General features: G+C 32.9%; 17 protein-coding genes and 1 tRNA gene. 10 read left to right on the forward strand and 8 right to left on the reverse strand.

Annotated features, from left to right (window positions below; all coding sequences use genetic code 11):
• Nucleotides 1-78 precede the first annotated feature (78 nt).
• Nucleotides 79-273 (forward strand): hypothetical protein, encoded by a 195-nt coding sequence (locus ATE49_RS09075; protein ID WP_065082014.1) that lies wholly within the window; start codon nt 79-81, stop codon nt 271-273.
• 222 nt (nt 274-495) lie between these two features.
• Here ATE49_RS09075 and ATE49_RS09080 read toward each other — a convergent pair whose 3' ends face one another.
• From ATE49_RS09080 to ATE49_RS09100, 5 genes are all read right to left on the reverse strand, one after another.
• Nucleotides 496-1,533 (reverse strand): threonine aldolase family protein, encoded by a 1,038-nt coding sequence (locus ATE49_RS09080; protein WP_065082015.1) that lies wholly within the window; start codon nt 1,531-1,533, stop codon nt 496-498.
• A gap of 1,053 nt (nt 1,534-2,586) precedes the next feature.
• A complete protein-coding gene (locus ATE49_RS09085; protein WP_065081912.1) occupies nt 2,587-3,228 on the reverse strand; it encodes a response regulator transcription factor in 642 nt (213 codons plus the stop codon).
• On the reverse strand, nt 3,218-4,972 hold the full coding sequence (locus tag ATE49_RS09090; RefSeq protein WP_233174390.1) for a sensor histidine kinase: 1,755 nt from the start codon (nt 4,970-4,972) through the stop codon (nt 3,218-3,220). Before ATE49_RS09090 ends, ATE49_RS09085 begins: the two co-directional genes overlap by 11 nt.
• Before the next feature lie 360 nt (nt 4,973-5,332).
• Nucleotides 5,333-7,189, reverse strand: a complete 1,857-nt coding sequence (locus tag ATE49_RS09095; RefSeq protein WP_065081914.1) for a M61 family metallopeptidase — start codon at nt 7,187-7,189, stop codon at nt 5,333-5,335.
• 148 nt (nt 7,190-7,337) lie between these two features.
• Nucleotides 7,338-7,844 carry a tetratricopeptide repeat protein gene (locus ATE49_RS09100; RefSeq protein ID WP_065081915.1) on the reverse strand — a complete coding sequence of 169 codons (507 nt, stop codon included), beginning with the start codon at nt 7,842-7,844 and terminating at the stop codon, nt 7,338-7,340.
• Between the two features lie 435 nt (nt 7,845-8,279).
• On the opposite strand from ATE49_RS09100, the gene ATE49_RS09105 reads away from it, so the two are divergent.
• Nucleotides 8,280-8,813 carry a TetR/AcrR family transcriptional regulator gene (locus ATE49_RS09105; protein WP_065081916.1) on the forward strand — a complete coding sequence of 178 codons (534 nt, stop codon included), beginning with the start codon at nt 8,280-8,282 and terminating at the stop codon, nt 8,811-8,813.
• 132 nt (nt 8,814-8,945) lie between these two features.
• A complete protein-coding gene (locus tag ATE49_RS09110) occupies nt 8,946-10,694 on the forward strand; it encodes an FISUMP domain-containing protein (protein ID WP_065081917.1) in 1,749 nt (582 codons plus the stop codon).
• A 309-nt stretch (nt 10,695-11,003) separates the two neighbouring features.
• Here ATE49_RS09110 and ATE49_RS09115 read toward each other — a convergent pair whose 3' ends face one another.
• Nucleotides 11,004-12,599, reverse strand: coding sequence for a helix-turn-helix transcriptional regulator (locus tag ATE49_RS09115; protein ID WP_081278446.1), 1,596 nt, complete (start codon nt 12,597-12,599; stop codon nt 11,004-11,006).
• Between the two features lie 365 nt (nt 12,600-12,964).
• Between ATE49_RS09115 and ATE49_RS20335 the strand changes: the two genes are divergently transcribed.
• The 5 genes from ATE49_RS20335 to ATE49_RS09135 all read left to right on the forward strand — a co-directional run bounded on the left by ATE49_RS20335 (nt 12,965) and on the right by ATE49_RS09135 (nt 18,891).
• Nucleotides 12,965-13,141, forward strand: coding sequence for a hypothetical protein (locus tag ATE49_RS20335; RefSeq protein WP_164474826.1), 177 nt, complete (start codon nt 12,965-12,967; stop codon nt 13,139-13,141).
• Nucleotides 13,142-13,192: 51 nt separating this feature from the next.
• Complete coding sequence (locus ATE49_RS09120) at nt 13,193-14,788, forward strand: hypothetical protein (RefSeq protein WP_065081918.1); 1,596 nt, start codon at nt 13,193-13,195, stop codon at nt 14,786-14,788.
• A gap of 470 nt (nt 14,789-15,258) precedes the next feature.
• Nucleotides 15,259-16,383: a helix-turn-helix domain-containing protein gene (locus tag ATE49_RS09125; RefSeq protein ID WP_065081919.1), complete on the forward strand. Its 1,125-nt coding sequence runs from the start codon at nt 15,259-15,261 to the stop codon at nt 16,381-16,383.
• A gap of 159 nt (nt 16,384-16,542) precedes the next feature.
• Nucleotides 16,543-17,589 (forward strand): serine hydrolase domain-containing protein, encoded by a 1,047-nt coding sequence (locus tag ATE49_RS09130; protein WP_065082017.1) that lies wholly within the window; start codon nt 16,543-16,545, stop codon nt 17,587-17,589.
• Between the two features lie 165 nt (nt 17,590-17,754).
• The gene (locus ATE49_RS09135; RefSeq protein WP_065081920.1) at nt 17,755-18,891 is read left to right on the forward strand and encodes a hypothetical protein; all 1,137 of its coding nucleotides are present in this window, start codon (nt 17,755-17,757) and stop codon (nt 18,889-18,891) included.
• Nucleotides 18,892-19,093: 202 nt separating this feature from the next.
• On the opposite strand, the gene ATE49_RS09140 is transcribed toward ATE49_RS09135, so the two are convergent.
• Nucleotides 19,094-19,181, reverse strand: a tRNA-Ser gene (locus ATE49_RS09140).
• Nucleotides 19,182-19,224: 43 nt separating this feature from the next.
• Nucleotides 19,225-20,250 (reverse strand): asparaginase, encoded by a 1,026-nt coding sequence (locus ATE49_RS09145; protein ID WP_065081921.1) that lies wholly within the window; start codon nt 20,248-20,250, stop codon nt 19,225-19,227.
• A 91-nt stretch (nt 20,251-20,341) separates the two neighbouring features.
• Here ATE49_RS09145 and ATE49_RS20580 point away from each other — a divergent pair, with 91 nt between their 5' ends.
• Together ATE49_RS20580 and ATE49_RS20585 are read left to right on the forward strand one after the other, a co-directional pair.
• Nucleotides 20,342-20,881 (forward strand): hypothetical protein, encoded by a 540-nt coding sequence (locus tag ATE49_RS20580; protein ID WP_260256135.1) that lies wholly within the window; start codon nt 20,342-20,344, stop codon nt 20,879-20,881.
• On the forward strand, nt 20,844-21,506 hold the full coding sequence (locus tag ATE49_RS20585) for a hypothetical protein (protein ID WP_260256136.1): 663 nt from the start codon (nt 20,844-20,846) through the stop codon (nt 21,504-21,506). The genes ATE49_RS20580 and ATE49_RS20585 overlap by 38 nt, the downstream gene beginning before the upstream one ends.
• Nucleotides 21,507-21,515: the final 9 nt, after the last annotated feature.

The following is a 21,515-nucleotide window of genomic DNA, read 5'->3' on the forward strand; positions in this document are numbered from 1 at the left end:
ATAATATAAGGCTTAATTCAGCAGATATTTTGACTTTTGTCTACACAAAAATTACAAGCAAATAACAAAACACAAATGATGAAAAAAAGTAAAGAAACTGAATGTAGCTTTTGTAAAGAAAGCTATAAAGAACCTACATTGATTGTAGAAACTATAGTGCTGGAATATGGCATAGCAGCCGGATCTGCAAAAGTGATCCCCCCTGATTCTTCAGGATCTGTAAAAGAAGAATGGGATACCGGGGCGGATGACAATCGTACAATAGAATGGTAATACACTCCCAAAATCACAAAAAGATGAAAAAGTAAAACCAGTAATGATATCTGGTTTTTGAATAATATACAAAAACACACTTCAGAAATATTATTCATTAATTGGCAAATTTAGTTTGCAAAGAACAGGTGGCCTTCGGGGCATCTGTTTTTTTATTAAAAAACAGCTATAGGTAAATTAAAATAGTATCATAGGTATCAGTACCTATGATACTAATATATATTAGAATTTTATATTGCTTATTTTTTCAGTAAAAAGATTTAGCTGGTCATCTGTAAAATCCAGGTGAGTGACAAACCGGACAAGATCTTTTCCAAAAGAAGAGCAGTAGATATTTTGTTCTTTAAGCTTGTTTACAAAAGTTGTAGAATCAATGGTTTCCGGAAGTTTTGCCATTACAATATTAGTAGCTACAGGATTGATGTACTCAACTTCTGGTAATACAGAAAGTATTTTTTCAAGTTCTTTTGCTCTTTTGTGATCGTCTTTTAACAAGTTTATGTGATTGTCCAAAGCATAAATTCCTGCTGCAGCCAGCCCTCCGGCCTGTCTCCAGCCTCCGCCCATTAGCTTTCTCAGTCGTCTGGCTTTAGTTATTTTATCTTTTTTGCCAATAAGCAATGAACCTACAGGGCAGCCTAGACCTTTTGAAAGACATATTGAAATTGTATCAAAGGCTTGGCCATAATCCAAAGGTGTTTCCCGTGTTTCTGTAAGTGCATTGAAAAGGCGGGCACCATCGAGATGGAAAGCCATATTGTTTTGTGTACAGATTTCTTTGATTTTCATAATTTCTTTGAAATCATAAAAGGCACCGCCTCCTTTATTGGTTGTGTTTTCCAGTGCTACGAGACTTGTTATAGGCTGGTGTATATCCTCTCTGTTATTAATGGATCCTTGTACAGCTTCTGCACTGATCATTCCGTATTTACCTTCCAATGGCCTTACAGAGCATAGTGAATTTACAGCAATTCCACCGCCTTCATACAAGTAGATATGTGCCAGCTTATCACAGATTACTTCATCTCCGGGCTGTGTATGTACTTTTATTCCCAACTGGTTTGTCATTGTGCCTGTCGGGCAGAAAAGAGCTGCTTCCATTCCGAACATTACAGCTACCTTTTTTTCCAGTTCATTAACAGTAGGATCTTCACCATATACATCATCTCCCAAGACTGCATTAGCCATTGCTTCTTTCATCCCTCTTGTAGGAAGTGTGAGGGTATCACTTCTTAAATCTATTTTACTTAGATTAATCATTTCGCGTATGTTTTTTATTGTAAGGCTAAATTTATAGTATTGTATTTTTAAATCCAAAATTTTTTTATTCTTCATAAGGTTATTTAGAATGTGTTGTAGTAAAACTTTAACTTTAAAATGAAATAACACAGATTATAAATAAAACTTTAATACAGCCTTAATTGTTGAAATTTTTAATAAATAGTGTAGGATTTATGTTTGTGAAAGACTGGTTGTGTATAAATATATAGATAAAAAAGAGACTGCCTTTTGGACAGTCTCGATTTTTTGTAGAAATCTCCTTCTTCTTAATGAATGATCTCAAAATACCAATCTCTCTGTTTATATATTGTGTTTGTGTTTTTATAAATCAGTTGTTTCGAGAGAACTGGCTGATGATCATTTGGATACTTCTGTAATAAATTTCATCATTTGCGTTTTTTATAACTATAGTTTAGTTTAGTATTTGCATAGTCATAAAAATATTTACCGGAAATTAAAAAGCCTCCTACCGCATTTTTAATTTTGTGTTTCATTTGGTAAATTTTGCTTCTACAAAGTAACGACATCCGGGAGACAGATACCTCATAAAGAGCCTCGATATATATCGATAAAGACATAGATATATATCGGTTACCTGCTGAATACAGATAAAAAAGACTGCCTAAAAGACAGTCTCAATTTTTTTGTAGAAATCTCCTTCTTCTTAATGAATGATCTCAAAAATACCAATCTCTCTGTTTATATATTGTGTTTGTGTTTTTATAAATCAGTTGTTTCGAGAGAACTGGCTGATGATCATTTGGATACTTCTGTAATAAATTTCATCATTTGTGCTTTTTATAACTATAGTTTAGTATTTGCATAGCCATAAAGATATTTACCGGAAATTAAAAAGCCTCCTACCGCATTTTTAATTTTGTGTTTCATTTGGTAAATTTTGCTTTTACAAAGTAACGACATCCGAAAGAAAGATGCCTAATAAAAGGCATCGATATATATCGAGAAGGGTATAGATATATATCGATGAATTATCGATGTTCAGTAGGAATGAATGAAGTGTTTTTTGAAACCCTATATTTTATGATGGGTTTTTATAAGGTCTATAAGTTCAACAAGGTTTTCTATTTTCAGTTTATCAAAAATATTTTTCTTGATTGTACTTACGGTATTCTGCTTTATATCCAACTGATTGGCAATTTCCAGATTACCATGTCCTTCTGCATACATCTCTGCTATTTGCAATTCTCTTTTAGTCAGATTGCTAAGAGGATTTACTGAACCAGGGTTATTGGCATACTGGACTAAAATATTTCGAACAGTTTCGGATAGGTATTCGCCTTTATGGACAATACTTCTGATAGCTTGTTCCACTTCTTCTTCTTCGCTTAGTTTACTAAGGTATCCATTCGCTCCTGCATGTATAAACTTAATGGCATGGAGATTTTCCTCAAGACCCGAAAAAATAAGAATCCTAAGGTCAGGATTTGCATCTTTTAGCTGAGGTAGTATATGCAGACTATTTCCGTCCGGAAAATGAGCATCAATTACCAGGATTTCCACACCTTTTGTCTTTATAAGTTCTTCAACCTGATGCAAAGCAGAGGTATGATGTACGATGGCATTCGGAACACATTCATGAATTACAATTTCAATTCCGTGTCTTACAATACTGTGATCGTCCGCTAAAAGAAATACAATCTCTTTATTCTCCATTTGTAGTTCTGTTACTGTCAATATTTAAATTTATTCTAAATGTTACCTGTGTTCCTTTACGGAGTTCACTTGCAACAGAAATATCACCGTTAAATAATTCTACAATTTCCTTGCATAAATTCAAACCTAACCCGGCTCCAAGATTATCGATTTCATCGGATACCATTCCCTGATAATAAGGTTCAAAAATCTTTTTCAGATCGGTTTCCGAGATTCCGGAGCCTGTATCACTAATCACCGTTGTCAGAACAATTTTATCTTTGCCTGCCATTTCGGTAGCCAGATCTAGCTTAATCTGTCCGTTTTCTGTAAACTTATTGGCATTCCCCAGAATATTCATCAATAATTGATTGATCTTTATATTATCTGAATGTACAACAATATCTGCAGGTATTTGGTCATTTACAATAAATTTGTTGTTTCTGGTTTCTATATAAGGAGCGATAGCTGTTGCAATAGCATTAATTTCATCTTTAAGAATAAAGGTCGTATTAACTAATTTCTGACCGGCATCCTGATTTTTTGTATACTCCAAAATCTGATTGGATTGTATAAGCAGAGAGCTATTGGTAAACTTGATAGAATTAAGGTAACCTTTTATCGTTTCATCTTTCGTCGTCCTGGTGATTTTATCAATAAAAATATTGATAATTTTCAATGGTGATCTTAGTTCATGACTTAGCATACCCAGTATTCTGTTTTTGAAACCAAGATTCTTTTTATTTAGCTCATTGGCCTCATTAAGCTTCATTTCATATATAAAAGCTATTCTTGTAAAATACATAATAAGGATAGATACAATAAACATAAGCACCATTAATCCAAGTACCAGATAGGTTCTGGTTTTATTATTCTTGGAGCTTTGCTCGTTATACTCTTTTTCTAATTCAGATTTGAATCCTTTAATAGCATTTTCATAAACGTCAATCAGCCCGTTGCTGTATACCAGCAATTTATTGAAGTTACTATAAAACCGAAGATTATCCCGTTGGCTTTTGGCTGCAGATAACTGTACTTTTTTGATCTGATCCGAGTAATGCTTGTTTATGGATTTTATAGCATTATTCATTTCAGTTTTTACATTAGAAATATCTATTGTTCTATGTTTACTCTTGTCCTTACTATTATTCGTTACAGTAACAATAGTACTTTCTTTTTCTTTCTCTTTCTGAACATCAACTTTCCCTGTTATTGCATCCTTAAGACGCCCAAAGAAACCTTTCTTTTTAATTGTATCAGTTGTGGTTGTCGTTGTATGCGTCTGGGTTTGTACATCCAGATTGTCGAAATTGCTTTTATACTTTTCCGGCTCATAATATTGATCCTCAATTCTTGCAGGATGCTTTAGAGAAGATTGGTATACAGAATCCATTAACACTTTCAGGTCTAAAAGCTTTGGTGTATCTTTTTTTTGCTGGGCAAGGCTGCTTTTTAGTCCGGGACTTATACTTTCGTATTCGCCTATTTTATCAAAATTACCTTTAAGTTTCTTTAGAGACTCAAAATATAGTTTTAGATCTTTGTCATCCTGACTGATCATATATTTCTGAAGATAGTTCTGAGCTTCTGTAAAATTCTTTCTTGAATTATCGGTCAAACCTCCCAGTACCTTGCTGTCTTTTAGTTGACTTTCGATAAACTTCAGTTTCTTTTCATTGGTGAATTCGTTGTAAAAGAAGACTGCTATAATCACCTGTACCAGTAAGATACATAGTATTAATGAGTAATGAACAATTTTCCTCAATTTAAAATTTAAGAATTTATATTTCATATCTGTCTATCAACTAAATTAATTGCCTGATTACTTAAATCCGTTTAGAATTTGTTTTTAAACAATATAATATTTTTCCCGGAAATATCGTAATTGGTGCATATCATTCAATGGGCAAAGTTAATGTAATTTCTGTTTTTCTGTTATAGTAAATGTCTGATAAAATGCAGGCTTTGCATTATATGACCATAAATTTACAGGATTTTGTGCTAAAAAATGCTACTGAATATAATTACGGAACCTAAAATGCCATAATATATGAAGCAAAAAAGCCTTGTTCATTGAACAAGGCTTTCTCTGTTTTTACAGATCTGAATTATATCTGATTAAATATTACTTTTTTCCTGTTAACCATTGGGTTTGCAACTTTTGCTCAGCAGGAGTAGGGTTAGCTTTATACTGTAATTTCTCGTTTACAAGTTTATCAATAATAGCTTTTCCTTTAAGATCGATTTTTTCTTTTTTATCTCCGTTTTGTCTTAAAACTGTGATAGTAACATCTTCACCTTCTTTAATGCTGGACATATAGTTGATAAAGTCTCTCATTTTTGAAAAATCAATAGTCTTTCCATTAACGGCTAGGAACTCATCTGTAGTTTTAAAACCAATGCTTTTTCCGAAAGGAGATACCTCTGCATCTGGTGAGAAAGTAAATGTATTGTTTTTGTTGTTGTAAGAAGTTGTTCCGTTCGGATTCTTCGTCAGCCAGAACATTGGTTTCTCTGTTTTTACAACTTCTACACCTACCTTGTTCAGATATTTCTCGTATGGAGTAGGCTCGCTTCCTGCGATATATTTATTGTAAAAGTCTCTTACCTGTGGATAGCCCGTAACAATAACCAGTTCATCAATTAGTTTATCATCCTTGAATGGTTTATTCTCTCCAAATCTCTGAGATAGTTTTCTGATCATATCACGGTAACCCATTTCACCCTTCGATAGCTCTCTCAGCTCTATATCAAGACACATGGTAAGAAGTGTACCCTTTTCGTATACATTTGCATACTGATCTTTATATGCATCCTGAAGGATGTTTTTACTCATTACAGTGAATGGTAAGGTGTCTTTATATCTTTTGGAACCTGAAATTTTTTGCCCTATTCTGGCTAAGAAATCATTCTTATCAATAAGACCTTCCTGTATCTGGAATAAATTAGCAAAATATTCGGTACCGCCTTCATACATCCATAAGTGCTGAGACATTTTTGGATCTGCATAATCGAAGTAATGTATTTCCTCGGAATGTGTTTTTAAAGGATTTACAGTATGAAAAAACTCGTGAGAAACAACATCCGTAAGGCTCTTATCAATAGCTTCTTTAGACATAGCTTCCGGAAGGACGACACTCGTAGATTCATGGTGCTCTAATGCTCCATAGCCTTTAATGCTTGGCCCGTCTCCACCGGATAAATACAGCATAATAGCATATTTCTTATTGGTGTTCATATCGCCTAAGAATTTCTTCTGAGCAACAACCATTTTTTCCAGATTGTCTTTAAAATCTGCTGCTTTGTATTTGCCGGTAGGAGAGTATACACCCAGAACCAAATCCATACCGCCTGCATTAAAGCTTGTATAATTTGGCTTGGTATACATTAATGGTGAATCTGTTACTTTAGCGTAGTTTGCCAGAACGTAAGTATCTGTAACATCAGATTTATCCTGATCTACCAAAGCTGTAGTACCATAGAAATCTGCTGGTTTTTGTATTACCAGTCTGTAAGGTACATCCTGCATTTTATCTATATAACCAATAAAACCATGAGTATTGATTAAATGTACTTTGTTTTCTTCAATATCCGTTCCTGAAGGTGAAAATACAGCTTTGTGTTTCGAAGTATCCGTTTCTTCATCGAAGCTGTCATTAACCAGATAAGTAACTTTAGTAAGGTCGCGTGCATTTTTAAGTGTATAAGTATTGTCGTCAACCTTTGTGTAAGCTAATTCTCTTCCTTTATTGTCGTAAAATTTGATACCTTCTATAAATCTTCCATAATCGTCCACAGAATAAGTTCCGGGAACAGTTTTTGGAAAATGAAATTTTACATCAGATGATTTCATTTTTGGAAACTCCATGGTTACCGCAACTTTGTCATCTTTTATATTAACAAGATCGATATTGGTTTTAATCGACTGAGCACTGACCATAGTAACGGCTAAAGCTCCTATCAGGGTTGTGATTTTATTCATTGATATTGAATTTTACCTAATAAGTTGTTCGGCAATAATTATTTGTTACAAATGGGATAAAAAAAACTATGAGTATTACATAAAAAATCCTCAGCTTTTTAAGCTGAGGATTTTGGAAATTTTACCAAATGTGTTTATAACATTGTTCCTATTGATTGATGCTTTTGCTTAGTTTCTTTGCATCTTCATTGTTAGGATCATATTCTAAAGCTTTTGCAATATGCTTTTTTGCTTCTTCTTTATTTGTTTCATACAAGGCGAAAGCAACATACATATGAGCATAAGTCAGGTTTTGTTTGTTAGCTTCAACTTCTTCAGGTTTTACCGTGGTGATAAACTTCTCAAAAGAAGCCTGCGCGTTTGCTTTGTCTTTCATAGATTGATAGACGTAACCCTGTCCATAATAAGCTGGTGCCCAGTCTGGAATAGATGCACTAACTTTTTTCCAGGTTGCGAGAGCATTGGTCCAGTCTTGTTTATCCTGGTAAGCTATTGCCTCTTTTACCAAAGCATTGTTGTCCTGTTGTTTTGCCTGATCAGTGGGTTGTGATTGTTTGGTGCTGTCTGTTGTTTGTGCATAAGCTACATTTACAGATCCTAATAATAACATTCCGATTACTACTTGCTTTACACTTTTCATTTTGTTCTTGTTCATTTTTCTCGTTTTAGTAATTAATATTTATTGTGATTAAAGTGCAGCAATTATGATTCCGTGTGCCGGAAAACTTTTTGAAACATTAATCTTTTTGTCTAAATATTAACAATATAAACCAGCTTTTTATGAAAACTTAAGATTGGCTTAAAGAGAAAGTATTGTGCTTTTTTGGTGAAATTTAATTTTATCCCGATCATAAAAATGGAATACTAAGCAATATTATGGAGTGAAAATAACCTGTTGTTTCATTTGAAAAGTATAGAAATCAAATCGTTTTTATATCGAGAATAGAAATTAAATGTTTTTTTTGTTGTCAAAAATTCCGTTAAATAGGGTGTTTGTTGTTATTTAATGATTGATAATGCATTATTTTATGCAAAGAATAGAACAAACAGACTTGTCTGTTTGTTTTTTTGTTATTTTTGCGATATTACCATGGGCAATTCTCCACGTGAAAGAATATTAAATACAGCCAGTATCTTGTTTCATATGCAAGGTTATAATAACACGGGTATAAATCAGATTATTGCAGATTCAGGAGTTTCAAAAGCTAGTTTTTATGATCATTTCAGATCTAAAGACGATTTATGTATAGAATTCCTGAATAAAAGATATGAATACTGGTCTTCACAATGGGAAATATTTATTTCGAAAGCCTCCGGCCGGAAAGAAAAAATACTCATGTCATTTGATTTCCTTATATATATGAATGAGAAAGAGAATTTCAGAGGCTGTAGTTTTCTAAATATATCCTCCGAAATTTCTGATGATAAAATCCAGATTCACAAAACAATCCGCCAGCACAAAAACGAATTAAGAAATTTTTTCATAAGAGAAATCCCTGATGAGATTTTATCAGCACATATTTATATGCTTTTTGAAAGCTCGATAGCTATGGGTAGACTTTATGGAAATAATGAGTTAACCATAAAATCTAAGATTATAGTAAACGGCCTGCTGAAAGATTAATTAGCCTAAATCCACAATCACATTGCATCTAAAAGCTGCCTGTATTATTTAGTACAGGCAGGAAAACTATTGTCATTTTAGAAATAAAGATGGCTTTTAAAGACAATGATTATAACTTATAAATAATAAACTATGAAAAGAGAACTATTCCCGAAAAAAAAATGTAAAGATTATTTCTTGCCACACCTGACAAAAGCGATGGCTTTATCTGCCGGACTGAGTCTTGTTTTTTCTTTGGTATCATGCAGAAGTGCAGAAACAGAGCAGGTTACAGGAACTGCTGAGGTGAAAATAAATTTCAAAGGCAGCAACTATGAGGGGATTGCTGAATTAGGTTTACAGGCCTCAACAGGAAGCAGTTTGCAATACCAAAACCCCAATCAGCATCAGGAAATAAAGATAGATAATGACTTTATTGTTGTTGCAGATCTTATTCCACAAAAAACAACTTTAGAATTACAGGCTGCGACAAGTAATACTAACAATCTTATGGCTGCAACTGCGCCTGGACTGCTGCCTAATGATATTTGTTATAAGCTTTTAGTATATGATAATAATGGTAATTATGTTGCTGAAAGGGATTATATCCGTGGTAAAGAGAGTGACACAGCAATTACACCTGCTCTTATGCTGGATGGGGGGCAAACATATACCTTTGTTGTCTATTGTATAAATACCAATACAATAGCTTCATTGCCGGTAGTAACTAATAAGAATACATTGGCAGGAGCTACTCTAAGTGATGTGGCAGGTACTACGGATTTGATGTATTTTAAATCAGCTCCTATAACATTGGTAGGTGGTTCTAATAATTATCTGGATATTGTGCTGAAACATATGTTCAGTCAGATTACCACAACGTTGGATGTTTCTCAGACCGGATATAAAATTCATACCATAGATGCCAATATTGCTCCGCATTATAACAAAGCAAGTATACAGTTGGCGGACGGAGTTATTACAAGAAATAACTTGGGAAATACACCAGTCCAGTTTACATTACCCGCTGGTGATATCATAGACATTTATCCTAATTCTGTAAGTAATGTCAGTATTATAGATAATGATATGAATAATACTACTGTTTTTAATATTGCTTCTCTCCGTCTGGGGGTTGGAAATAAAGTCACAGGAGGTGTCAGTATTGTTAATAAAGACATTAAAATCGAAAATCTGAAATTAACACCGGGAGTTAAATACAACCTGCATATTAATTTAGCTCCAGTGGACACTTATCTTACCTATATGGGGGTACCTGCGGCCAGAATAAACGGTCAGATATGGATGCGCTATAATATGGGCGTTACCAATATGGATCCTGTGGCCAATAATCCGGATCAGGATCCACAGATTGCAGCATTATATGGCAGCTATTATTTCTGGGGACTCAAAGACCCTTACAGTGCTACCAATAATACGCAAAAAAGTGGCCCGGTCGGAGCATGGAATAGCGGAAACAATTATGCACCTGTAAAAAATCAGACTTATGATCCTTGCCCGTCCGGCTTTAGAGTTCCGACAACCAATGAATGGCTTAAACTAATAGAGTATACAACCTCTGAAAATATCGGGAAGTGGGATGCTGTTCCGGTAGATTTCGGAGGATCCTATGGAGCGGGTAAAGTTTTACGGAGTAAAAAGAATACCAGTGTTAAGATAACGCTTCCTATTGCCGGAACATTTCATGCTGCTGCCCATGTAGATTATCGGGGATATATAGGGAATTACTGGACGAGTACAGAAAGTAGTAATGTTCAGTTGATCAGATTCTCAGCTGAAAATCCGGTTCCGGCAACGTCTGCTGTTGTGACAAGTATAAGCACTACAGATAAATCTTTTAACCAGTACTCTTTACGGTGTATTGCTGATGTACCTAACTAAATCTGAAAAATATCCCCTGCAACTTTAAAGTTGCAGGGAATATCAGTTATTTTTATAGCAGGTAAAGAGGGTTACCACATGAACTGGAATCAGAGTATAGCAATGTTTATAGTATTAGTAAGTTTAAAGAAAGAAATTAAACTGAAAGATATATGCTCTGGGAATATATTCCAATCAGATTGAGGCTAACACAAAATTTAATACATGGTTTGGCTTGCATTGTAATTTAGAAGTATAATCAAAGAAAAACTGTTAAAAGTAATCCTAGTTTTATCATAATTCTTGGTATGAGGAGCGTTGTGCCAAATGTTAATCCTTAATTCTTTGTTTTATAGACAGTTGTTTAATGAAATAGGAAGGAGTCATTCCTGTCTCTTTTCGGAAAGCTGTTATAAATACCTGATGTGAAGAATAACCACATTCTTCCGCAAGATAACTTATTTTATATTCTCTATATAAGGGATTATTATATAGTTTGTCTATTATATATTTAATTCTAAGTTCATTTATATAATCATTAAAATTTTTGTTTTTAATCTTATTTATAGTAATAGATAAATACCTGGGATTAATATTTAAAAGATGTGATATATAAGGGAGTGTTATATTTTTTCTTAAGAATTTCTCGGAATTTTCAAAAGCTTCTATTTTCTTTATAATATTATCCTCTTTATGTAATGGAATATTACTATTTACATAAGCTTCATTTGAATTTGCATTTATACGTTTAGTCCCAGTAATCTCTTGATTCTCCAGTTTGTTAATGAGTATATCATACTTTATTCTAAGTGTCCTGTTTCTCTTATAAAAATAAGCTCCAATTGAAAATACAATTATGATTGCAGCTAAACAAAACCATAATATATCTTTTCTAAGATTACTTACTTCTGATTGTAGGTAATAATTTTGTTTATCCGAATGAGTGATTATTGATTTATTTTTAATTCTTAATAGACTGTCATTAAGATTGCTGTATAATTTTAAGTATTTATTTTGTTTAGAAACATCTTTAATGGAATCATATATATTTTTCAGGTTATCATATGTTGCTAATCTCCGATCCAAGTCTGTATTCATTTTTTCCTCTACTAATGTCTTTTCAAAATACATTATGCTTTTTTGATATTCTTTTTTTTGAAAATAAAAATGCCCGATGGTAAAATATGCAAACAATGCATTTTCTTTAAAATATTCCGGTTGGGTCGTTGATAAACTCAAAGCTTTTGAATAATAAAACTCAGCTTTTTCAAAATTAGGAGGTTTTATAAAATGGGTATAAATAGAACCCATATTTAGATATTGACTAATAAGCATATTGTAATAATTGCTTTCTTGCAATTTGTTGAGTTTATGCTTAGGTATACTTTCAATAAATTCTAAACTTTTTTTTGAATAATAAACAATAGAATCATTTAAATCTTCTCCTTCTGATAATCCAGCAAAAGTTGTATATATCCTGCTTAATTGTATATTTTTATCAATCGTATTGTCTATTTTATCAGCATATTGAACAGCAATATTAAGGGCTGTTTTAGACTTCTTATGCATGTCTAACATTGCAAATGTTGTCCCGTCATACATATATATATTACTTAATGCATTATTATCATCAAGTTTTAAAGCATTTTCTTTAGCTTTCTCTCCATAATTAAGAGCCTTTGTATAGTCTCCTTTTCCAAGATAATACTGTTGTATAGCGATTAAACCTTTTAATATTCCTGTCTTATAATTTTTGCTAACTGAATATTGATAAAGTGTATTAACCTCTTTAAAGTTTTCATTTTCTAAGTTTTTTAAAGCAATTTGATTAAACCTCTTTTCAACTTCAATTTCTGATAATCCAATAGTTTGAGATTTACATATAAACCAACATAGTAGTGAACAAAAAAGTAAAGTTCCTTTCATATTAGAATAAAATTTTAGCGAAGATAGTATGACTCATTTATTAATTATAATTTCGAATTAATAACATATTAATAATAACATATTAATTTAAATCAATATTGATGTATTGATTTATTTAAGTGTTTGATTTTCAATTATATTTAATTGTAAAATAAAAAACAATAATATTTAAATATTGTTGTTTTTTTTATTTAAAATAACCTTCAATTATTATTTATTTATTAAATATAATGTTTGCATGTAATAATCAATTCCTTCTATTGTTGCATTGCGTAACAGTGAAAAGTAAATAAATTTTTCCCGTTTTACAGCAGCTATCTCCACTTACTAATAAATAAACAAACAATAATTAAATAAGTATTTAAATGATGAATAATTTAAAAAAAGAGGAATATATACCTCCAAAAATTGACATGTTTCTAATAGAGATGGAGAATGGAATCGCTACTGGTTCAGCTAAAGTACTACCGTCAAATTCAGACAATCAAGTACAGGAAGAATGGACAACGGATCCGGATGATAACCGTACAATAGAATGGTAGTCAGATTGAAATAACAAACAAATATGAAATAAATCTATTACCTCACAAACAATGAAAAATTTAAAAATAACAATTGCAGCTTTTATGTTATCCGGTTCGCTTCTGATAACATCATGCAGAAGCTCTGACAATGCTGTAGATAATTCTGGTGAAAATTTAATTACGAATGGTTCTGCTCTTATCAAGATGAACTTGCTAGGAAGTGAATATGAAACGGAAACGATCTCTACGCAGGCATCTGTTAAAAATACAGGTGTATCTTCTGTTGTAAAAGAACAGGTAAGTACATTCATGGCAGGTGAGCAACCAGTTATTGCTACGCTTACACCGGTTATCTCATCAGCAATTGCTCCACAGGCATCAATTAATCCTATGGCAGATGTTATTAGAAATCCATTGAAAGGTCCTAATGTAAAATATCGTGTTATTGCATACAGAACAAGTACAGGTGTCAAAGTAGCTACTAATGTTTATACTATAGATGCTAATGGAGTTTCTACAGCAGATACTGGTGATATGATGCTGGATGGAGATACTGAAGCAACTAACAAATATGATTTTGTGGTGTTGTCATATAATAATTCAACAGCTCCGGGGGATGTTACAGGAAATATCTCAACAGCTTCTTTATCCAGTATCTCGGGAGATAATGATCTGATGTATTTCCGTACCAATAATGTAAGGGTGTCCAAAGGAGATAATGTATTGAATGTTATGCTGACACATAAATTCAGCCAGATCACGACAACTATAGATGCTTCAGCTGTAGCACCGGGAACACCTATTTCCTCTATAGGTAATGGGATTAATTTTGATAAGCATCGTGGAGCGGCTGTTAATAGTATAAAGTTATCTGATGGAACCGTTACTTTTGGAGCAGCAACAACTACAAAAGCGGTTAGTTTTACTGCTCCAACACCAGCGAGTGCAATCTGGACAAGTAATCCTACATTGTTGGCTAATCCAGGAGGAACAGCTGCGAATATGTCAACATTGACCTTCCCAAATAATGCAAGCGGAACAATTACTGTAGGATCTAAGACCAAAGGGAATTTTTCTGTTAGTAACTTAGTTGTTACACCAGGAGTAAAATATAACCTTAAGCTGAAGTTTGCATGTACAACGGATGCAACGCCAACATGGCCTTTTAGTATGTCTGACTCAGGATTAGGGTCAGAAACAAGACTGACAAGAACATTCAATGCACCAGCTGCAGATGCTGGTTTTGTATTTGATGTTTATGAGCTGGATAACTCTTTTAACATGACAATTAACGGAGTGGATCTTGCTACTCAGGAAATTCAGTTTCAAGACCAAGTAGTAGGTTATCCAAGAAATATCAGATTTAAATCAGATGGATCGCGATGGGGCGAAAACGGAGTGCCGCAGATTTATGCATTGGGAAATTCAACAAATACAACCCCAATTATCAGAATTACAATCGGGCCTGACGGTTCGGTATCTATGATGGGGAGAAGAAGTTTGACATCCAATCTGGAGCCTCTTGAATTGTATGGCGGAACCCTTTTTAATACTGTTACGTGGAAAACTACAGGTTCCAACACTGTAGTGGCAACAATGTTGGTAACAGGGGCTACTGTAATGAGAGGTTTAGGAGTTGGCAAGAAAATAATAGCTTGCCCATAATAATATATTCAATCACTTATTACTTTCCATAAAGAAGAAGAAAAACTGTTAATATCCGGTATTTATTTATCATCATCCTATTTTTGTTAGTTAACAGTTGAAAGAACAGGTATCCAAAAGGATACTTGTTTTTTTTTGCTTTCTTACGATAGAGTCAACATAATTTTTTTCATTATAGTAATTTTGACTATAATTCATAATAGATTTTTGCTCTAAATATAGAGCCGGGGGTTATATAGGTAGAGTATCTAATAGTAAAATATTGTAAGAAACGGTTTTCATCATTCTATATTAATTACAGAAAAATTGCTATTATACATAATCTACTATCATCAGTACAAATTGGATCGATGCCTAGATGTTACCTTAATAAGCGGTGGTTGTATAAAGTATAGGTTATTTTTTGAAAAATGATTATTGACTATTATTTTTCTTTGTTACTTTAATCTTATTTTTACGAAAAAGATTAAATGGATAAATTAAGTTTTCTGCAAGTTATTGCTGCTATTGCTGTTTTTATATCAATACTGCTTTCCGTATTTTTATTAACGGTAAAAACAGAACGAAAACTAGAAAACAGACTATTTGCAATGTTCCTTATCATTAACGCAATTGATATCAGTGGACTTTTCATGCACTTTTTTACTGATAGTTATAATCTGAAAACTTTCAAAATATCTGCTTACTTATTAGTAATGCCTCTTTTCTATTTGTATGTTAATGCCGTTTGTTATTCTGATTTTACCTTAAAAAGAAAGCATTTATTACATCTTATCCCTTTCATTGTTGCCAACTTAATTTTAGTTCCAAAACTTTATTCAGCAGAAGGCCCTGCCAAAGAATACTTTTTTAAACATATGTGGAACTCTCCTGAAATGTTTTTTTATCAGACAATCGGGGAACTTCAGTATTTATTTTATATTGTTGGTGTATTCATTATACTTAAAAGATATAAGAAGATTTATCTTGAAAATTACACTAATCCAAACACCTTTTTGTATAAATGGCTGTTTCAGCTTACAATGATTTTCCTATTTATCCATATATGTATTATTTTCAAAAATATAATACGATACACAGCATACAACGATCTATTTATTTGGATACATATTGTAGCGGGAGCTTCTTTTTTATTAGCTGCCTGCTGGTTTATATTGAAGGCATTAAATTATCCGGAGCTTTTTCGCAGAGTTGATTCTACATTACAGCCGACAAAGGTTTTTGCTGAAGCTCTGAAAACTGAAAATAAAACCGACGAAATAAAAAATATTCAGATTGAACAGCTTAAAAAATTTATGATTGAAAAAGAACCTTTTTTAGAACCTTCATTAACGATTCAAGAATTGGCGGATCAGGTGAAAATTCCTGTTCGTGATTTATCTATATTAATTAATCATCATATGAATCAGCACTTTTTTGATTTTGTGAATGAATACCGTATTAAAAAAGCAATGACCATTCTGAAAGATTCCACAAAAAAAGAATATACAGTATTAGAAATTTTATATGAGGTAGGCTTCAATTCAAAATCTTCTTTTCATACTTCATTTAAGAAATACACAAACCAAACACCAACAATATTTAGAAATAGTTGATAACTAGAAAATTGCAAATACTCGAACTCCCTTTTGTAAAAAAGTCGGACTCATTTTATTCATTAAAATGAGTCCGACTTTTTTTAACGGACTTTTTTTATAATTCTCTACAGCATCTTTGCATTAGGTTATGAATGCTAAATTCTAAAAAATATGTCTATGAAATATTTAACTATTATTTTATTTTTTGCTCTACTTGGATGTAAAAGTGTTCAGGAAATCAATAAACAAAATATTGAAAATGTAATTACAAAAAATGCGCTTCAGTTATTAGAAGACAAAAGATTTCATTCTGTTTCCATTGCAGTGCTTAAAGATGGAGAATCCACAATAAAACATTTTGGAGAGCTGGCAATTGGAAAAGGAAATAAGCCAAATGATTCTACCCTTTATGAATTAGCCTCTGTGACCAAAACATTTACAGGTTATATAGCCGCTAAAGCTGTACTTGATAAGAAAATAAATTTAGATGATGATATTAGAATTTATCTTAACGAACCTTATCCCAATTTAGAATTTAAAGGTGATCCCATAAGAATCAAACATCTTATTACACATACAAGCGGATTTCCTAATTTCCCTATAAAAAGTGAAAATAAGCAGGCTTTTCTCGAAGGATTAAAACTAATCAAAATTGAAACGAAACCCGGAGAAATATATTTCTATTCAAACACGGCTCCAGAGTTGACAGCATACATACTTGAAAAAGTGTATCAAAAATCTTTCGAAGAATTGGTTATTGAATTTGTTTTGAAGCCCAATAAAATGAACCAAACCAAGTTTACACTAAATGAAAGTGATAGAACAAGACTGGTAAAGGGTTATAATGATAAAAATGAGTTAATGCCCAACTTCAATAGAACTTTATGGGGTGGAATTTCAGGGCTGCACTCTACGACCACAGATTTAGTGAAATATATGAAATTGCAACTTGATAAGTCAAATCTTATTGTAAATGAATCTCATAAGAAATTATATAAAGAAGGTTCTGATTTTTGGGAAGGTTATCATTGGTATATCATAGAAGATGATAATAAGTTAATGTACAGACACCACGGAGGTATATACGGAATGCAGAATTGGTTTGTGATTTATCCTAAACAAAATATAGGAATATCTATACTGACTAACACTAGTTTTAATGGAACAGGAGAGATTTTAGAAAAGGTAGTTGATAATCTGTATAGTGGCATCAACATAAATTAGAAAGATATGTTTATATATTTACCATTCACTACAAAAATTATAAAGGTAAAATAGAAATCTGATTTGTAATAGCCGTGACTTGATATGCATAATGTATAACAATTGTGGTCTATCCAATACATTACAATATACTGTATCTGAATTTTTTCACTTAATAAAAAATATATGAAGAAAATTAAACTACTTTTTTTAACCCTATTTATAGCCAATTTCGGGTATACACAAACTTCATTAATGGATAGTTTGATTCAAAAAAACTACTACACATTTAAAAAAAGCAATAATAATACTTTCGAGGGCAAAGGATGGTTAACGCTGCGGGATGAAATCAACAAAAACAATTCTGTATTATTGGGTGAGGTACATTTCACCAATGAGGTTCCTTATTTCACCAATGCGGTTATCAATAATATTAAATTCGACAACTATATCTTGGAAGTTGATCCCTATACAACCAATACAATAACAAAGAAAATTAAATCTTTATCATCCGCCGAACTGGATAAATTCCGTGATGAATCAGGTTCAGCTTTGTCTTTTTTACAAGGAGAAGCGGAGTTTGACTTATTCAAAAACATAGTCCAACAGAATATGAAACTATATGGTGCTGAACAAATTAGTTTGTTTTCAGACCGATTGCTGTTTTCGGAATTAGGTAAACAATCCGGAAATGCTAAAGTAAAAGAAATTTATAAGCAGATGATTGCTAATTCTGCTGCTTATGACACAAAAAATAACACCACATTCTATTTGTTCTCTGACGATTTTCTGGCGAAAATGAATGCGTTGAACGCTCTGAGTTTATCAACTAACGAAAAAGAGCAGCTTGCAGCACTGAAGTTAAGCAGGGAACTCTACTTAAATCGAATTCATCGTTTAAGAATTCAATACATGAAACATTTGGTTCTTGAAAAACTACCTGAATGGAAAGACAAGAAGAATCTTTTCAAATATGGTGCTAATCACATGCCTAAAGGAGAAAGTTTAATGGAAGTATTCGATATAGGTAATCTGGTTTCTAATATTGAAGAAGCAAATTACAGGAAGTCGTTACATATTATGCTTATCGGAAAGGAAGAAGGTAAGACTTTGGCTGATTTGGCTCAATATAAATCTTTCTTAGCTGTTGTAAAAGATGCCAATTGGTATGCTTATGATTTAAGGCCTTTAAAACAAGCGATCTCTAAACAGAAGCTTAAAGTAGAGGATTTGGAGTTGGAAAGAGTTATAAAAGGTTACGACTATTTGATTTTCATTCCAAATATTACCAGAACTCCCAAAAGAGGCAAACAAGACCATTAAATCCTTTGCAACAGCTGTCTGTGTTATAAAAATAGCTGCTCTTTATATTTATAGAAAAAGAACTAAGGTGTGAATTCTCTTGAAAAGTATAGCTATGTGCTTCTAAAAATCTATTATCTTCAGAAGGTGATTTTCTTAGATCTGAAAATTCGTTAAGAAAAACAAAAACCTACTATTAATAGTAGGTTTCTTTTGTTGTTTGCAGAGAGGAAGGGATTCGAACCCTCGATACCCTTTTGGAGTATACACACTTTCCAGGCGTGCGCCTTCGACCACTCGGCCACCTCTCTAATTGCGGTTGCAAAAATATAACTTATGTTTGGTTTTCACAAATTAATTTGACATTTCTCCTCTTAAATTTTTCTGGAACAATGTACCGAAGCTTTCCTTATAGTGTGGGTTTTCGATAAGGTGCATGGCTTTGGTAAGCGCACTTTCTGCAGTAAGGTCACCACCGCTAATCGCACCAATACGTTTGAAAATGTTGCTGTTGTCATATTTTCCAACAGAAATTTCACCGGAAATACATTGAGAAATAATCACGATTTCCGTTCCGTTTGCTCTTATATTAAGGAGGATATTTTCGATGTTTTTATCTGAAAAAAATGTTCCGGATCCAAATACGCGAAGGATTAATACTTTTATTTCGGAGGCTTTAATGAAATTTTCCAGCTCATTTAGATTCATTCCCGGGAATATCCATATCAGGAATACCTTTTTGGAAATATGCAGATCGATATCGAAGGTTTCATCCTTAGGAGCTCTGTATAAGATGTTACGATCGGCTTCCAGGTTTACACCAGATTGTCCTAAAATAGGGTAGTTAGGTGTTTTAAAGGCGTCGAAATTCTCGGCACTGGCTTTTATACAGCGGTTGCCTCGTAATAGTTTGTATTCAAAGTATAGAGCGACTTCCTGAATCACTGCCTCATCACCATCATAGAAGCTGGCATAATATAAGCTGGTCAGCAGATTTTCTTTAGCATCTGTTCTCAGATCACCAATAGGAAGCTGGGAACCAGTAAGAATAACGGGCTTGCGTAATCCTTTCAGCATAAAGCTAAGGGCGGAAGCTGTATAAGCCATTGTATCGGTGCCATGAAGTATCAAAAATCCCGAATAATCTTCGTAATTTTCCTTGATAATTTTGGCTATAGCTGTCCAGTGTTCAGGACCTACATCGGAAGAATCCAATGGAGTAGAAAACTGACTTAATGTAACATCGCAGTCCAGGAGATTAATCTCCGGAATACGGTTAGCAATTGTTGAGAAATCGAAAGCTTTAAGGCTTCCGCTTTCGTAGTCTTTCTCCATACCAATGGTACCTCCGGTGTAAATAATGAGTACTTTGCGCTTCATGTGTTCAAAATTACATTAAATTATCGTTAAATAAGAGTTTTGAATCTGAAAAATGATTTATTTTATTCTATAAAACATTAGAAATGTGCCTATGAAAATTTATTATTTTCTTTTTATATTATCCTTTGGTTTATTTTATTCTCAAAGTTCCAAAACAATGCTTGTGCAGGATGCTACAGACGGGAAGCCAGTAATACATGCCAGGATATTGATAAACAATGAAGTTTTCTATACAAATGATGATGGTAAAGTTCCGTTGCCTGGAAACGCTGTGAATATAGAAATATATGCAGGGAATTATGATAAAGTTATATTGAAAAATTTTGCCACCCTGGTGAAGTTAAAACCACGTGTAAGGAGTATAAAAGAAGTGCAGATCCGGAATTATAACAATGTAGCCAGCCTTATTAAATCGGTGTATAAAAAGTATGCAAAGCTTTATTATACCAAACCATCTATCTACAATGCTATCTACAAACAAAAAAACACCAGAAACGAGGAGATAAGCATGCTGTTGGTAGCTGATATGGATTTGTGGACATTGGATAATATGTATCATCCGATATATGTACGCCGGAAAGATTTTGACTCGTTTGTACAGGCAAGATCTGCACAAAATCAAATATTATAAATCTATAGAGAATAATACCGCATTTAATGGTTCCAGTCTGGACAGCTCAAAGGACTTTATCGGTGATATGTTTTTCAATTATACCTTGTATAAACTGGATAAATTCGTACGTATGAAAGATGCCAGGGTAGATGGGAAAATTATAGATGAGGACGGTGATTTAATTACAATTTCATTCAAATTGTTTTCGCCAAAGTATAAAGTTACCAACACGGGTTTTTTTATTTATCATAAAACGGATAAAGTAATCACACATCTTGAAATGAATTATGATCAAGGTGATGTAAAACCTTTTAAAACAATTAATGAAGCTGATGAAGAGTATCGCTACATGACAACCAACGGAGAAGTAATATTTGATTTTTATAAGCTCAATGATAAGTATTTACCATCTTTTGCCCACACTTCAGGTGAATATTATATGCTGTATGATGATCAAAAACATACCGGAACTTTTAATCGCGAAATTACATTCAGTCAGTTCTATAAATCAGACATTAAGGGATTGACTAATAAAATAGATTTTGGAAAAAAACTTTGGAAGAATATACAGAGTGGAGAAGTAAAAGCTACATCTGTTTTGCTTTCAGAAGAAGAGCGCCGCTTTATCGATGAAAATAAGTAATTTTGGAGC

The sequence above is a fragment of the Elizabethkingia miricola genome, assembly GCF_001675285.1.
Taxonomy (GTDB): domain Bacteria; phylum Bacteroidota; class Bacteroidia; order Flavobacteriales; family Weeksellaceae; genus Elizabethkingia; species Elizabethkingia miricola.